General features: G+C 44.2%; 12 protein-coding genes. 4 read left to right on the forward strand and 8 right to left on the reverse strand.

Annotated elements, in window-relative coordinates; translation table 11 throughout:
* Positions 1–295: 295 nt before the first annotated feature.
* On the forward strand, positions 296–1,018 hold the full coding sequence (rnc, locus tag NIES208_RS04010) for a ribonuclease III (RefSeq protein ID WP_075889973.1): 723 nt from the start codon (positions 296–298) through the stop codon (positions 1,016–1,018).
* Positions 1,019–1,039: 21 nt separating this feature from the next.
* Here rnc and NIES208_RS04015 read toward each other — a convergent pair whose 3' ends face one another.
* The 8 genes from NIES208_RS04015 to NIES208_RS04050 all read right to left on the reverse strand — a co-directional run bounded on the left by NIES208_RS04015 (position 1,040) and on the right by NIES208_RS04050 (position 11,577).
* Positions 1,040–3,463, reverse strand: coding sequence for an ATP-binding protein (locus NIES208_RS04015; RefSeq protein WP_075889975.1), 2,424 nt, complete (start codon positions 3,461–3,463; stop codon positions 1,040–1,042).
* Positions 3,463–4,449, reverse strand: coding sequence for a phosphate/phosphite/phosphonate ABC transporter substrate-binding protein (locus NIES208_RS04020; RefSeq protein ID WP_075889977.1), 987 nt, complete (start codon positions 4,447–4,449; stop codon positions 3,463–3,465). Before NIES208_RS04020 ends, NIES208_RS04015 begins: the two co-directional genes overlap by 1 nt.
* Positions 4,450–4,473: 24 nt before the next feature.
* Positions 4,474–6,219 (reverse strand): putative bifunctional diguanylate cyclase/phosphodiesterase, encoded by a 1,746-nt coding sequence (locus NIES208_RS04025; RefSeq protein ID WP_075889979.1) that lies wholly within the window; start codon positions 6,217–6,219, stop codon positions 4,474–4,476.
* A gap of 65 nt (positions 6,220–6,284) precedes the next feature.
* Positions 6,285–7,904 (reverse strand): hybrid sensor histidine kinase/response regulator, encoded by a 1,620-nt coding sequence (locus tag NIES208_RS04030; RefSeq protein ID WP_075889981.1) that lies wholly within the window; start codon positions 7,902–7,904, stop codon positions 6,285–6,287.
* A 442-nt stretch (positions 7,905–8,346) separates the two neighbouring features.
* Positions 8,347–9,147: an MOSC domain-containing protein gene (locus NIES208_RS04035; RefSeq protein ID WP_075890092.1), complete on the reverse strand. Its 801-nt coding sequence runs from the start codon at positions 9,145–9,147 to the stop codon at positions 8,347–8,349.
* A 106-nt stretch (positions 9,148–9,253) separates the two neighbouring features.
* A complete protein-coding gene (locus NIES208_RS04040) occupies positions 9,254–9,931 on the reverse strand; it encodes a Mo-dependent nitrogenase C-terminal domain-containing protein (RefSeq protein ID WP_075889983.1) in 678 nt (225 codons plus the stop codon).
* A 109-nt stretch (positions 9,932–10,040) separates the two neighbouring features.
* Entirely contained in the window at positions 10,041–10,325 is a 285-nt protein-coding gene (locus NIES208_RS04045; RefSeq protein ID WP_075889985.1) for a DUF427 domain-containing protein, read from the reverse strand.
* 88 nt (positions 10,326–10,413) lie between these two features.
* Entirely contained in the window at positions 10,414–11,577 is a 1,164-nt protein-coding gene (locus NIES208_RS04050) for a C-type lectin domain-containing protein (protein WP_084176527.1), read from the reverse strand.
* 236 nt (positions 11,578–11,813) lie between these two features.
* Between NIES208_RS04050 and NIES208_RS04055 the strand changes: the two genes are divergently transcribed.
* The 3 genes from NIES208_RS04055 to cbiT all read left to right on the forward strand — a co-directional run bounded on the left by NIES208_RS04055 (position 11,814) and on the right by cbiT (position 16,368).
* Positions 11,814–14,132 carry a hybrid sensor histidine kinase/response regulator gene (locus NIES208_RS04055; RefSeq protein ID WP_075889989.1) on the forward strand — a complete coding sequence of 773 codons (2,319 nt, stop codon included), beginning with the start codon at positions 11,814–11,816 and terminating at the stop codon, positions 14,130–14,132.
* Positions 14,133–14,763: 631 nt separating this feature from the next.
* The gene (gene pip / locus NIES208_RS04060) at positions 14,764–15,717 is read left to right on the forward strand and encodes a prolyl aminopeptidase (protein ID WP_075889991.1); all 954 of its coding nucleotides are present in this window, start codon (positions 14,764–14,766) and stop codon (positions 15,715–15,717) included.
* 60 nt (positions 15,718–15,777) lie between these two features.
* Positions 15,778–16,368, forward strand: coding sequence for a precorrin-6Y C5,15-methyltransferase subunit CbiT (gene cbiT / locus NIES208_RS04065; RefSeq protein WP_075889993.1), 591 nt, complete (start codon positions 15,778–15,780; stop codon positions 16,366–16,368).
* The last annotated feature ends 1 nt before the right edge of the window (position 16,369 follow it).

Below are 16,369 nucleotides of genomic sequence, written 5' to 3' on the forward strand. Positions count from 1 at the left end.
TTTTTTAGCTGAGTGGATTCTGTAATTGAATCGTTATCTTTCACTTCAATTGGCGATCGCCCTATTCCTAAAATCCCAAGAATTGAGCTCCCCGAAAGTAAGATGCGTGGAGGCAGCAATAAATTGAGACTTATTACCCATGTGCTCATGTCTGCTGTAACGCATTTTTTTAGCTCAATGATCATTGTTTACCGGATTCAAAATTGATGGGTGTTGCTCGCCATTGATTATGGTAGCGACGTTCTAAGGCAGGAGAATATTGTTATGGTGTAAAAGTTCAAATTCCTAATTTGTAATGGCACAGCTCCCTCCCCAACGACAAAAAAGTTTAGTGCGGCTAATGGAGCGACTAGGATTTTCAGACCATGCCCAGATTCGGTGGGATTTGTTAGATTTAGCTTTAACTCATCCGAGCATTTCCCCTGACCGAAACTATGAGCAACTGGAGTTTATTGGCGATGCCGTTGTCCGTTTAGCAGCCTCGGAAGTGCTTTATGCCCAATATCCCGATGAGCCTGTGGGGGAGTTTGCTGCTATTCGCTCTATTTTGGTCAGCGATCGCACCTTGGCAGAGTTTGCGGAGAGCTACAATTTTCAAAAGTTTTTGCTCTACCATGGCCACTACGAAAATGCGGGTCTCATTTCACTGTTGGCAGATGCTTTTGAGGCGACTCTCGGAGCTTTATTCCTTTCGACAAATGACCTATCGTTGGTACATCCCTGGCTGGATGAACCTTTAAAAGCTAAAGCTGCTGAAATTAAACGCGATCCTGCCCGCCAAAACTATAAAGATGCTCTACAGGTGTGGACACAGAGCGAACATCACACCTTACCGACCTATCGGGTCAAAAAAAATCTCCAGTCAAAAAGTGAGGAAGATTTCTTTTTCGCTGAAGTGTGGCTCAATGAAACGTTGCTAGCGTCAGGGTTAGGGCGGTCAAAAAAAGCTGCCCAACAAGCTGCTGCCCGCCAAGCCTACGAAAGGGCGATCGCCGAAACACCACAGCCGAAACATTAAGGTTTTTGTTTTTTGGGCTGTTTAGGATGCTGCAGATAAGGTTTCTCGTTTCTGTTTTAGCTCTTTAACAACCTGGGCATACATAGCCTGAATGGTGGGTTCTAATGTCTGCGCTAGGGCAAAATTTTCGGCCTTGGCGTATTTCTCCATCATCTGGCATTGTTCACTCAGTTGCTGTGCTCCAAGGTAACGACTAGAGCCTTTTAACGCATGGACAGCGAAATTTAAGTCCTGTGCTGATTGGTCGGCGATCGCCTGACTCATTTTCACCATGTGCTTCTGGCTATCTTCAAGGTAATTGACCACCATGTCATCAATTAAGCCATAACTATCAACACCCGCCATCTCCAGCAAACTTTGCCACATTGACTCGTCGATTATCGATTGGGCTTGTTCTAAAGGCGCTTCCTCAGGAAGTCTAGAGTCTGTTGCCCTTACCGTCTTCCCCGGAGCGACCCTCCCAAGGGCATTATATTTTACGAGATCTGCTTCTAGATCCGGGTTGGCGGCGATCGCCACCCTTGAAACCAGCGGACATTCCAATAGAGCCTTCGCCAGATCCTTACTCTGCACAGGCTTCGCAATAAAATCATTCATCCCCGCCGTCAAACAAGCCTTCTTCTGTTCAGGCATCGCATTGGCCGTCATCGCAACAATCCAAGGTTTTTCCAGAGAATTACCCTCCTCACGGATACGCCTCGTTGCCGTAATACCATCCATTTCAGGCATATGCCAATCCATAAAAATCACATCATAGCTTTGTCTTGCTAACGCCTCAATCGCCTCTTGACCATTACCAACCGTATCAATGCGATAACCCAAACGCGCAAACATCAGAGCAGCCACCTGACAATTCACTTGGATATCCTCCGCCAACAGGATTTTGAGAGGCACTTTTAGCTCCTTTAAAATCCCCTCCGCATTACGCAACCCCGATGAAGAAATAACATCCGGTTCCGGCATGGGAATTTCATCCGGAGTCGGCTCATCAAGGGGCAATAAAACCGTGAATTTACTCCCCAGACCCTCTTCACTCACAAGGGAAATTTCACCACCCATAATTTCGCAAATACGCTTACAGATGACCAGACCAAGACCCGTGCCACCATAACGCCGAGTCACAGAATTATCCGCTTGGGTAAAGGCCTCAAACACATCGTCCTGCTTATCCTTAGGAATCCCAACCCCTGTATCTTTTACAGAAATTTGTAAATAGGGTTCATCTTCACGTTCGACAAAATCACACCTCAATGTCACGCTACCAAGATTCGTAAATTTGATGGCATTACTCAGTAGATTCAGTAAAATTTGCCGCACCCGGGTGATGTCACCTTTAATATATTTCGGTAAATTTTGATCAATAGAGTGATCCAACTGCAAATGCTTACGACTAGCCTGCACCCCAATGATACTCATCGTTTCGTAGATACAACGGTGTAAATCAAAGGTTTGGATTTCTAGCTCAAGGCGGTTCGCTTCAATTTTCGAGAAGTCGAGAATTTCATTAATAATGGTCAGGAGATTGTCACCGCTATGACGGATGGTATCGGCAAATTGATACTGCTCATCATCAAGCTTTGTATCCATCAACAAACTACTCATGCCAATGATGGCATTCATTGGGGTTCGAATCTCATGGCTCATTGTGGCGAGAAATTCACTTTTTGCCCTAGTCCCCGCTAAAGCTTCATCGCGCGCCTCCGTTAAACCGGCAAGGGTTTCTTGCAGTTGGTCGGCCATTTTGTTGAAGGCGGCCACCATTTTGCCAAACTCGTCAACATGCAATTCTGGAATCCTTTGATCGAGGTTGCCTTCGCTTAGTTCAAGGGCAAATTCATTTAATGATTTGATGGGCGATCGCACAAAACGACTAAAGAGAAGATAGGTCAAAAAAGCAAGTAACGCACTAACGCTGATGGAGATAAAAATCATCGAAATGACACCACGCCGTATTTGAGCATCAATGATGGCCGTGCTATAACCGAGGCGAATTTCCCCGAGAAGAACATCCGCCGCAATAATGGGTTGCCGAATTTCATAGATATTTGGTCGTTGCTGCAACCGTTCTAAAAACACCAGAATATTTTGGTGGTTAATGGTTTGCTCGTTGGTGAGTTGCGCAACAATAGGTTTTTCTTGGTTGAGATAACGGGTCAGTGCCGTTTGATTCGCGTCGAGTACGACACTGTAAAGAATCTCATCATCGACGCTAGCTTGGCGCATTAGGCGCTCTAAAGTCAAAAAATCAGCATCTAAAATTGCCTCGGGACTCACTCCCCCCAAAAACGCCGCTTCATCTAACACCTTTTGTTCTAAGGCTCGGTATTGGGATCGCCCAGACCAATAAATCGATCCTAAACCAAATAATAGTTGCACAACCAAGACGAAACCGCTGGTCATGGTGAGGTATTTTAGGGTTAGATTTTCGCGAAACTTTTCAAACATTATGATTCTGGTGCAGACTTGACATCCCAAGTTTTCAGTTCCAGTCTTTCAATTAGTTGGTCTAGTGCGCCATAGTCAACGGCAGGCTCAAAAGATTCGATACCAATGGCAGTGAGGGCTGGATGATCCGATGGTACGTTGAGTAATGCTTCCTGTACCGAATTCTTTAGATCTTGATCAACATGGGGAAGCGCGGCGATCGGCCACTCAGGGTATAGAGCCGTTGTATGTTCGTAGAAAAAACCATCATTAATGGGTTCTAAAACCCTTAATTCATCCTTACTTGCAATTAAACCGGTGCGCACCATTTTTTCCAGTTGACCGGTACGAATAAAACCAAAATCAAGGGTGCCATTTAAAACTCCCAACACGATGTTGTCTTGGGACTTGTTTTCTGTAAACGACGCAAAATCTGCATAGGGATCAATGCCACGCTCTAGCAAATGAAACACCTGAAACGTACAACCGGCAGCAGCCGTCTGGAAATTCACACAGGCACCACGCTTGCCTCGCAAATCTTCTAGGGTTTCAATATCGCTCTCTGCTTCCACGACAATTAACCCACTAAATTGTGTCCCTGTTCGGGGACGAGAATGGGTCACAAGAAACTCTGTACCATGCAAACGCCTCACCTGCACAGCGGACAAGGGATTGGTCGTCGTAAAGTCAATGGCCTTTTGGGCAACTTTTGAAAACTGGGTGTCTTGGGTTAGGGATACTAGCTCAAATTCTTGGTCTAAGGTTGTTTCAAGATATTCGACTAAGGGACTATAACGTTGATTCACTGATACGGCACTGTCGATACTCAGGATACCGAGTTTAATTGTTTTTTCCTCTGACAAAGTTGGTGTTGGTATTACTTCTTCTGATGGCTGAGAAATGGGTGCTTCAATGTTGTTTTGCAGCGGTTGGCAAGCAGAAAGTATGGGTAGGGCGATCGCCACAAAAACAGAAAATATAGCACACTGATTCGTCGAAAAATCCATAAAACCCCAACTAAGATCTAGAAACTAAGAAGGCAAAAAATTAGAGTCAAAAAATGCTTGATCAAAAGCACTTGCAGGCAGTGGCTTAGAAAATAAATAACCTTGGCCATGATCGCAATGATACTGTTTTAAGACAGCAAGTTCTGACTTGGTTTCTACCCCTTCGGCGATCAGTTCGTACCCTAACTCAGAAGCCGCAGAAATAATATTTTTAATGATAATGCTATTAACTTTATTATTGTGAATATCGCTCACAAAAGATCGGTCAATCTTGAGAATATTCCAAGGAATAATACGGGCATAGTTTAGAGAAGAATAGCCCGTCCCAAAATCATCCATGGCAATACGGCAACCCAGACGCTGTAGAGAATTTAGCTTCATCATAATTTGCTTGAAATCTCGAATCAAAATAGATTCTGTTACTTCAATATCAAGATTAGATGGGGAAAAATCATAGCTAATCAAGGTTTTAACAACATCATGGCAGATATTTGGGCTATATAGTTGTTTGCTCGAAAAATTAACGGCTAGATGTAAATCCGGTTGATATTTTTTTTGCCACTGACTGACATCTTTAATTGCCGTTTCCAATATGAAAAAGCCAATATCATTAATAAGACCAGTTTGCTCAGCGATATTAATAAAATCCAATGGCGAAACCATACCAAGTTCAGGATGATCCCAACGGGCTAAAGCTTCTACACCAATAATTTTGCCTGTTTTTAAATTAATACTGGGCTGATAGTACACTGCTATTTGCTTCCGTTTAATGGCATAGTGAAGTTCACTTTCAAGAAATGCTTGTTTCTTAGAACCCAAGCTAAATGTTAAAGAATAAAATCGATATTTTACATTGGAAACATTCGTGATTGTTTCTAGGGCATTACGGCTTTTTTGGATCAGATCATTGATGCTATAACCATCACGCCCATAAATGCTAATCCCTAATTTAGGTTGTAAGAAATATTCGTTATTTCCAATCATAAAAGACCGTTCAAATAACTGGATCATTGATGTGGCGATCGCAATAATTTCGGGACGCTTTTCCTGTGGCGGTAACACAACCACAAATTCGGTATCATTTAGCATGACTAGACAATTATCGTCATGTAAGAAATCACTAATTCGATCGGCGATCGCCTTAAGTAAACTTTGGTAAGCATCCAGATTTATACTTTTCCTGATTGTGTCTGTTCGCTCAACCCTTAAGACAAAAAACGGTAGTATGACATTATTTGTATTGCGATCAAAACGAAGCTTTTCATACTCACAAACTAATAATTTAAAATTGTCTTCCAAATAAAGTAAATTCGGCAAACCTGTAACAGGATCAAACCTTTTATTATCCGAGTATTCAACCTCTATCTTTTGTAGTTGCTCTTGATAATGTTTTTGAAAAGCACGCTGTTTTTCTAAACGACTAGTCACAGCATCCAGAAGCTCAATACGTGTAAATGGTTTAGTCAAATAATCATCCGCACCAAGAGTCATCCCTTCACGAATATCATCCTTACTACCCTTTGCTGTAACAAAAATAAATGGCGCAAAATAATTAGGCGCTTTTTCCTTCAAGACCCGCAACATTTCATGGCCGTCCATTTCTGGCATTAAAATATCACATAAAATCAAATCAGGTTTTTCCGACAAAGCTATATCTAGACCCTGTAAACCATTCTCTGCCACTAAGACATCATGATCTTCGAGTTTTAATAAGCGTGCTACATTCTTACGAATTTTTGCATCATCTTCAACAACCAGTATTTTCACCATGGCAATGCAGTCCTTTTGTGTCTACAAATAAGTAAATCAAGTGAGTAAATTAACCAATAAATCGACTACGCTTCTTTAGCAGAGATTGGTAATAAAAAATCAAAACAAGTGCCCACACCCGATTCACTCACAAAACTAATCTTGCCTCCATGTAAATCAATACAGTGCTTCACAATATTTAAACCTAAGCCTGTTCCCGGAATATCATGGGTATTTTTTCCCCGCCGGAATGAATCAAAGACATAGGGCTGATCCTCAAGTGGAATACTTTCACCTTCGTCTTTTATTCTAAAATTAATACAGTCATTTTTCTCGGAAATTTCAACTTCTATTCTAGAGTTTTCTGGCGAGTATTTCATTGCGTTACTAACGATATTTGTAAAAATTAATTGTAGTAATTTGGGATCTAGTCTGTACTCTTTGTCAGAATGAATATTATCGGTTTTTAGCTCTACTTTGTGATGTTTGTTAATGCGTTTTTTTATCTGTTGCAATAGCTCTTTAATTCTGTCCACCACTTGAATTTCTTCAGGGTTAAACTGCATTCGCCCCGCTTCTGCTTTACTGACTAATAAAACATCATTCATTAAATTACGCATCAGCATCGCCGAATCATAAATCTGAGCCAAATATTCTTGCTGCTCTTCGTGAGTTAGCTTATCCCAATATACTTGCAATAATTCAGTAGAACTAAGTATTCCAGTTAATGGTGTACGAAATTCGTGGGAGGCGGTGGAAACAAAGCGTGACTGCAACTCTGATACTTGTCTCTCTTTTTCAAGGGCTGCCAGCATGCGTTCTTCTGCTTCTTTGCGCTTAGTTATATCTCTAAAAATTCCCCTTGTTGCGACAAATTTATTGCCATTAAAATGACAGTTAATATTTCCTTCTACATAAATGTGGTTACCGTATTTACCGACAAATAAAACTTCTACGCTTTGTTGTGGCAGACCTTGCATTAATTTACTAAATACGACTTGACAGTGTTGATGGTATGAAGGATGAACAATATCAAGAAAATGTAAATCTTCTAGGTCTTCTTGGGTATATTCTAATGTTTCTAACCAACATTGGTTGGCATAAATGAAACGACCTTCTTGATCTACGCTATGGATTAAATCATTGGCACGGTCAAAGAAATCGCGTAATTCTTTTTCTTTTTCTTCAACGATCGCCAGGGCTTTTTTATTTTCTTCAATTTTTTGAGAGAGGGCAAGGTTACTTTGTTGTAGTTTCTTAGTCTGTTCTTTGATTTTTTTTGACTGTTGATGCAGCTCCACAAAAGCGCTTACTTTAGAGCGTAAAACCTGTGGATGAATATTACGATCTAAATAGTCTACTGCGCCATTTTCATAGCCTTGAAAAACAAAGGTATTGTCGGTGGCAGAGCCAGTCAGAAAGATAATTGGAATGTAATCTTCTATTTGTAATTCTTGGATTTTTTGGACGACTTCAAAACCATCCATAATTGGCATATGGATGTCTAGGATGACAAGGGCAACGTTTGTTGAATCTTTTTTGAGACAATCAATAGCTTGTTGTCCTGATGTGAGGCTAATAATTTTATGATGTAAGCTACTCAAAATGATTTCGAGTGCTTTTAGATTTGTTCGTTCGTCATCAACAAGAATAATTTTAATGTCTTGCTGATTAGTGGTGGTGGAAGATAAGGATGATTCATCCATTGTTTAGGGGTTGTGGCAAAGCCATGTCTAGGAAAATAAGGTTAGGGGGGAGAAAGAACTGAAAGGCTTTGGCGGTGCTAAGTATCTTTGCTTAAGGGGGTCGCACAGTAAATGTGGTGCAATTAATTGTAGTTTGTCTTTTGTTATTTTGAGCGTTTTCAACTTGTTAAAAGTTTTTTTTTAGTAAGCACTCATGTAGTGAATCTTATGATTTTTGTTGATATGTGAGTGTAAGCTAAGTTTTTTTTAAATTACTTGTATGGTTTCATTTATATTATATTTTTTTAAGTTAGCATTGCTGGATGATTTTCGGGATCGGCGAAACATCGCAATTCGGATATTGGTCTTGCTGGTAACATTTTAAGTTGCCTGGTCTATTCTTCAGTCAAATGTCTTAGTTTGTTTGGTTTCTTGTTGATTTCAGGTCAAAGTTTCAGTTTTTTTAGAGGATTATCTGTTCTCCGATTGTCAGTGAGCCAATATCTTTTGGCATTAAATTAATACCGAATAAAATGCCTTGATTGGGCTGGTAACGAAATTGACGTAGGGTGCGGAGCGGTTCTTGGGTGGTGCTGCGATCGCCACTTTTCTGATCGGTTGTGATCACAACACAGCGTTCACAGGGTTTGGCGACAACAAATTCTAATTCATTAATTTTAAAGGTTTGCCAATGGTCTTCGGCGAAGGGGCGATCGCCTGTAACGACGAGGTTGGGGCGAAAGCGATCCATGGGAATTTGTTGGTCGCTAATTCTTGTATTTAGTTCGCCCAAAGAGGCTGTATTAGTTAGGAGAAGGGGATAGCCATCGGCAAAGCTTATGGGCTGATTTTCCCAGAGGGCATACTCTGGATTGATGGGGCGTATTTGCTCGGAAGCTTGGCGCACTAGACGGCAAGGGACATCGAGAATCTGACGAAACCATGCGGCGGCCAAATCACCTTGGTCTATGGCTTTTGTTTGGGAACGCCACACGGTTACTGGTATTAGATGGCCTTGTTGGTGCGTTGCAATTTGTAGCGGTTGTTGCTGTTCGAAGTTTAATGTTAAATAATCATTGTTGAGTTTTGTTTGCACCTTTGCTAGCTGGGGATGGGTGCGTTGGGTCATAAATTTGCCTGTTTGGTCGACAATCATCCACTGGCGATCGCCGGCCAACCCTTTATGGGTGACTTGGGCTTTGGTCAATGAAATGCCCTGACAAGATTTGACTGGATAGATCCATAATTCAGCAATGGTAGTCACGGGAAATTTCTCCGCAAAATCATGATGGATATTTCCGATATTTCCTTGTTTATCGCCTGTTTCCCTAGAATTTTGCCAGCGATAAATCGACTGTGACAAACTGATTTTAAATAAAATCAGAAATATCTTCACCACAATCATCGGCAAGGTAAGACAACGACCGAAAACGTAATCCCACTAGCTGCTCGTACAGCGGGTTTAGTTTGCACATGGGGGGGATATGCACGATCTTCTTGCCAAATAGCTTGATGTTGCGCTCAAAGGGACATTGGGGCGGAATCATTTTACAGATGAAGCGAGCTACTCGGGGGTCATCCACATCCATTTCATCTAGCCAATTTCGGACTGGTTTGAGGGCATCGATATGCACCTCTTCTTGGGGTTCTTCTTTTGTGCAGGTTTCGGGGTCATAAAGGGTTTGTTCGAGGCTGTGGAGGGCGCTCATATTCACCCCAAGCGCTTTGCCAAATGCTTTAATCTCGTCGGCTTCGACCACAGAATAAACTCCATCGGCGATCGCCATCATGACGGCAGTGCGGAGGAAATTTTCGCGGGTTACTTGTTCGTCACCCAATTCTATCGTCAGCTCTTCAGGGCTAATCACAGTCAGTTCGCCAATCTCTTCATGGGGAACTAATGCGTCTTTCGTTAATTGGGAAATAAGCTGTTGCTCTTCAGGATCAAAGTCACCATCAGCCCAAGCAATGGTGAGCAAGCCCCGTAACCAAGCGGTGATTTGGCGATCGCTGTAGGACATCGTTGCAACTGCAGGAATATCAGCCATTATTTCGCTAACTCTATCTATACTTTCTTTTATTTTAAAGAATTTGGCGATCGCCTTGGGGCACGACCGAAAATGTTAACGATAGCCCCCCATTGCAGTATTTTCGTGCTTACGACTCCACCTTAACGCCACGCCAAAAAGCCACATAGCCCTTGATGTTATTTGCTTTTTCCTTCGGCTCAGGATAGTACCAAGCCGCATCTTTATTTTGCTCACCATCCACCTCAACGGTGTAGTAGCTCGCTTGCCCTTTCCAGAAACAACTGGTGTGGGTCTCACTAGATTTGAAATATTCAGACTTGATCGTATCCGGTGGGAAATAATAATTTCCCTCAACGATTTCGCAGTTGTCACTTTCGGCGATGACGGTGCCGTTCCAGATTGCTTTTGCCATAGGGATAAATTTTAAAGACGCAAAACGCCAACATCGAAAAACTTTTACTCTTTCGAATTTTACTGTGATTCCCGTTGTTCTGCCGTGACTACCGGACTAGAGTCGGCACAGTGCGAGAGGGTAAGCCATTGTCATCGTCGTCGTCTTCTTCTTCTGGCTCAGTCGTTGTTGCCTCTTCAGTTGTCGTCTCTTCCATTGCTTCGCTGGTTTCTGCATCTGTCGTTTCGGAGGTCTCGCCATCCGCTTCAGGTTCGCCATCAACGGCCTCTGGCGTTGGCTCAACTCCAGATGGTGCGGGTTCCTGGGGATCTACGGCTGGCACGTCAAGATCCTCTGGGAATGTTGCCTCGGCGGACACTTCCACAATGCCTCGCAACTGGACGCGGTCTTGGCTCTGGTCAGTCCACACACCGCCGGAACCGAGGGTTCCACCCAAGGCGATCGCCCCATAATCTTCCTCTAGACCTTCTGGAGAAAGATTGTTTGGCTCTGCAAAGGCGAAATTTGTGTAGGTGACAGGATCGCCATTAATCCAGACAAACTCTCCTTCTGTGGCGATATCACTTAAACCAATCCAAAAGCCTGCGGTGGGTTGCGGTTGATTATTCACTAGGCCACTGGAAGGGACAAGGCCATCTCCAAAAACATCGAGGAGCCAATTTTGCTCGGCTTGGTCATTGATCACGACGAGGGAGCCACCGAGGGCGGCGGCTTCAGATTGTGCCTCTGCCCATGTGCCAATACCTGTAAGGAGATAACGGTTTCCTGTGTCAGGGTTTGTCACAAATAAAGCTAAACGATCATCGAGGGGCTCGTCTGCTGTGATGTCTGGTTCTGCTTCGACAATCGGTAGCGCTTCGTCGAACAGCAATAGGCTTTTGGACTCTGGGTAATAAACGCTCCAGATTTCTGGGTCTGGGTATGTTGTCCATTCCCGCCGCGACACACGCAATTTCAATACGGGGGCGATCGCCGCACTCCGTTGTCCGAGGACTGTGACCTGTGCCTCCGTCCGCAGTAAATCTTGATCAAATAATGACTGTACCCTGACGGCCGCATTCGCTTCCGCCCGCGCAATAAATACTTTGTAGGATTCCTCTTCTGAAGGTTCGAGTAGAATCTCCGACTTAATCGTTGTCTGGGCGATCGCCTCCGGAGTAGACACAACCATCAAACCAGTCCATTGGACTGCCGTTGCCGCTAACAAAAGCGAGAAGAAAGAACGAGTACGGCCAGAAAGTTTTACAACCATGATTCACATCCAGAAATGGATAACAATTAAAAAGTAGTAGAGGCAACAAGGTAAATTACATTACAAAAAATTATGTGATATGTTGCTATTCGTGTCATCAAGATGATGAATAACCCCGTTACAGCCGTATCGCCATCCCTTCTCTTTAAGAAAAGCTTACAGTCTGAATCGAACAACGGGAATTGCAGCCATCCTAGAAGATATTGCTGCTGGAAGAACATTTGCACAACCTCTTCATGAACCTGACTGCATTGACCCCCGACATCGCTTGGATTGTTCCCCAGTCTGAGATGCAAGCCTTTTGCCAACTTTGGCACCAGTTCGGCCAGACAGCAAATCGTATTTACCTTAACGAAGATCTCTTGGCCACAGCGGGAATCTTTTTGCAATACGATATTTTTCGTCTCCTCGTCGATGCTGAATTTACAGCGATACTGTGGGGCAATTACTCTGCTGAATTTCAGCAAGGCACGGCAGACAATGAAGATGCCGACGGCTGTGAAATGGCGGTTTCCTTTGCGCCAGCACTCGTCTCTGACCTCCTCGCCAGTTTTGAAGCCCAAGGGGTTAAGTTGCCCCAGCTCAAAAAATTACGTAAGTTTCCGTTGCCTGCGGTGTCGCAACTGCCCAGTGAGTTGACTTTGGCGTTGATGAATATTGGGCGATCGCCGAACCAGATCCAGTCCCAAACTGGCCATGGCCCCAGCATGACCAACCGTCCCCTCGATCTACTATTAAATAATCGCCTTGAGCAGGAACGTATTCTCAATAATGTCACCCATCGCATCTACCAAAACAAAGATTTGATGGTGACGGTACGCCTTGCCCTAGAGCAAGTGCAAAAATTACTTCGAGTTGATCGATTGTTGGTTTACCAGTTTGATGTGACAGCAGAAGGGCAAAATCTTGAAGCAGAGCAACAGTCTTTAAATCGTGTCACCTTTGAAGTCCTTAACGATAATTCGATTCCGTCTCTAAATCATTACGCAGAGTCACTACCCGCCGATCTGCGATCGCAACTTGTTGAGTATTACCAAGACAGACATCACCTTGCCGTTAGTAATACCAGCGAAAATGCACGCTTCGAGCTCTGTCCACCACAATTTAAAAATATCCATAATGTCGAACCGCCCCAATCAGTCCTAGCCTTGCCATTAATGGTCGAAAATCAGTTGTGGGGATTATTGATCGCCCATCAATGTAAAACCCAACGACGGTGGCGGAAAAATGAGATTTCTTTTCTCTATCACGTCGCAGACTATTTGGCGATCGCCGTCTTGCAGGCCCGTTCCTACCAACAGCTACAAGAACAAAAAGTCAGCCTAGAGACCCTCGCCCAGCAGCGCGCCAAGGAGCTAGAAGATGCCCTACTATCAGCCCAAGTCGCTAGCCAATCCAAGCGGGAATTTATTCATATCGTAAGCCACGAACTCCTGACCCCCCTCACCTCAATCATTGGCCTATCCAATACCCTCAGCTATTGGTCAACGGCGGAGAATGGCAATAAATTTTCGGCAGAAAAACAGCAAAGCTATCTACAAAGTATCCACACCAGCGGTGTCAAACTCAGAAATCTATTGCAGGATATTCTAGATTTTTCCCAAACAGAAGCCGCCCGCTCAGTCCTTGATCTACAGGAATTTTCCCTAAAACAATTGTGCTACTCGGTGATCAACTCATTTCAGGATATGGCACAACGTCAAGGGTTAACCCTCACTTTCACCAATCGCCTTGAACCCGAACAGGAAAGTTTTTGCGCAGATCTACAACGCATTGACAAAATTTTGACCCACCTCTTAGCCAATGCCATTAAATTCACCTCCCATGGTGGCGAGGTCACCTTTACCATTTGGCGGGAAGGCGAGGGTGATGTGCTTTTCCAAGTGAAGGATACGGGTATTGGTATTGCGCCCCAGCAAATGCCCCTATTGTTTGAAAAATTTCAGCAGCTAGAACCATCCATTAGCCGGAGCCATGATGGTGCGGGCTTTGGGTTGGCCTTAGTCAAACAATTGGTAGAAATCCACCAAGGTCAAATCCATGTCACGTCAACGCCAAAAAAGGGGTCTATTTTCACGGTACGTATCCCCTGTCAGAGCAAATATGCTGGTGTTTCAGAACGGACGATCCCCAATGGCACCATGGGCGGCACGATTGTTGTCGTTTCCCAAGATGAGGAAGCGGCGACGCTCATTTGCGATTTGCTGACGGCCGCAAACTACCAGGTTATTTGGCTCATTGATAGTGCGATCGCCCTTGGACAGGTCACGATTTTACAGCCGAGTTTAGTGTTATTAGACGCAGAGCAGGCTCAGGAAAATGTGGAAAAAATTATGGGCAAGTTGCAGCATTCGCCCCAAACCCAACAAATTCCAGTGTTACTTGTGGGCGATCGCCTCACCCAACGCAATTGGCGACAGCTCCAGAAACACGGCTTCCGGGATCGTATCGAAAAGCCCGTTGACAGCGAATCATTGATCAACCTTGTGAACTATCACATTAAAAGTCGCACAAGGGTTTTGACAAATACTCCACAGGAAATGCCCCAGAGCTAAGGGATCATATTCTGTACAGATAGAGAGAGCAAAATCACACATTGCGTGAAACAAAATGACAGACACCAACGGCGCGATGGAAATAAGGCTTATTAATGTGAGTTTTGCTTAAGCATGTTCGGAAGTACGACGCGGTGAATGGGAGAGCGAGAGATCGGGAGATCAGGAGATGTTTCTATGCAAACAATCCTCGCTTTCAAAAAATGCAAATTTTCGTTGCTTCCCCGTGTCTTTCCCTCTCCGTGTCTCCTTTTCTCTAAAGAATTTTGGCTACATTCTTATCCATAACTGACGTTTATTAGGAATGCAACCCACGCTAGAAATTGACACTCATCCCACCAACCCTGTAGGTATGGTGAGAGACTCTTGTTCCTTAGACCCTTGACTAGACAAAGCGAACTTTGCCCCCGTTAGACCGTCTCCATAAGCATTTTTTTTGTAGCGAATGTCACAGTAAAATGAATCGTTGTATACCTATCCGTTTTTGGTCTTTGTTAAGCAGGCGAAAGTTTGATCAAGCTCCTCAATGTGGGGAGTTTTTTTGTGGTTATTTATTGCAGTCTTGTGCGATCGCCGATATTTTCAGGCAGGATGAGCATAACGATATTGTCAAAGCAGTTCGAGAAATTTTATGCGCGATTTATATCCCCCGATTCGCCCCTACAACACTGGGATGTTAAGCGTTTCCGATATCCACACCCTCTACTTTGAAGAATCAGGCAATCCGGATGGGCAGCCAGTTATTTTTATTCACGGTGGCCCCGGTGGCGGCTGTCCTCCCATTTATCGGCAACTGTTTCACCCAGACCTATGGCGCATTATTTTATTTGATCAACGGGGCGCAGGTCGTAGTACTCCCAAAGCAGAACTACGGGAAAATACCACTTGGGATCTCGTCGCGGATATTGAAACCATTCGGGAATATCTCGGTGTCGATAAATGGGTCGTGTTTGGCGGCAGTTGGGGCAGTACTTTATCTTTGGCCTACAGCGAAACCCATCCAGAGCGGTGTTTAGGTCTAATTTTGCGGGGGATTTTTATGCTCCGCCAAAAGGAAATCCACTGGTTTTATCAGCATGGTGCGAGCGAGATTTTTCCGGATGCCTGGGAAGAATTTTTGAAACCGATTCCCCCCGAAGAGCGTCATGATCTCGTCAGTGCTTACCATAAACGCCTTACCAGCGGCGATCGCCACATTCGTTTAACAGCAGCAAAAGCATGGTCAGTGTGGGAAGGCAGTACGAGCAAACTTGTGCCCTCACCCAGTAGCAAAACTAGTTTTTCTCGACCAGATTTTGCCGAAGCCTTTGCAAGAATTGAATGCCACTATTTTGTCAATAAAGGATTTTTTGATAGCGAGGATCAGCTGATTAAAAATATCGACCGCATCCGGCATTTACCCTGCGTGATCGTACAAGGACGCTACGATGTCGTTTGCCCCATGACAACAGCGTGGGAGCTCCACCGTGCTTGGCCAGAAGCTGAGTTTATTCTCATCCCCACAGCTGGGCACTCTGCTTTCGAAGCTGGCATTCAGACAGAACTACTCCATGCCACAGATAAATTTGCCAAGCTCGACCGATAAAATTTTTACGATATGGCTTGAATTCGCTAAAACCATAGGAGACATGACCTAAAAATACAGATGTGGCAATACCAAACCCCCGGCATTCCCGATAAATTATTTGAGCGTTTACCGGGGATTCCCCTGACAAAACGTGAAGCTCGATTACTCATCATTTCGGCGCTGCGCATGGAACCGGAGTCTGTGCTCTGGGATATTGGGGCGGGTACGGGAACGATTTCCATTGAGATTGCGCTGCTTTGTCCTGAGGCTCAAGTGGTTTCGGTGGAGCGAGATGAAGATGTTGCGGCACTGGTGCGTACGAATAGTCAACGGTTTAAGTGCCAAAATATTTCTGTATTTGAGGGAAATGCGCCGGAGTGTTTTGCTGATATTGCCACAAAGCCTGATCGCATTTGTTTGGGAGGTGGCAAACCAATTAAGGATCTCTTGCATAAGGCTTGGTCATTTCTCCCCACGGGTGGTCGTGCGGTGGCGATGGCGACGAATTTGGAGCAGCTTTATCAGTTGTCGGAAGGGTTTGCGGAGTTGCAGGCGCGCAATGTGGAGGTGGTGCAGGCAGCGATTAATCGTTTGGAAACCCAAGGCATGCGGCAGGTGTTTGCGGCGGTTGATCCGATGTTTATTCTCAGTGGTGAAAAGATTGATTAAT

This window comes from [Limnothrix rosea] IAM M-220 (assembly GCF_001904615.1).
Classification (GTDB): Bacteria; Cyanobacteriota; Cyanobacteriia; order Cyanobacteriales; family MRBY01; genus MRBY01.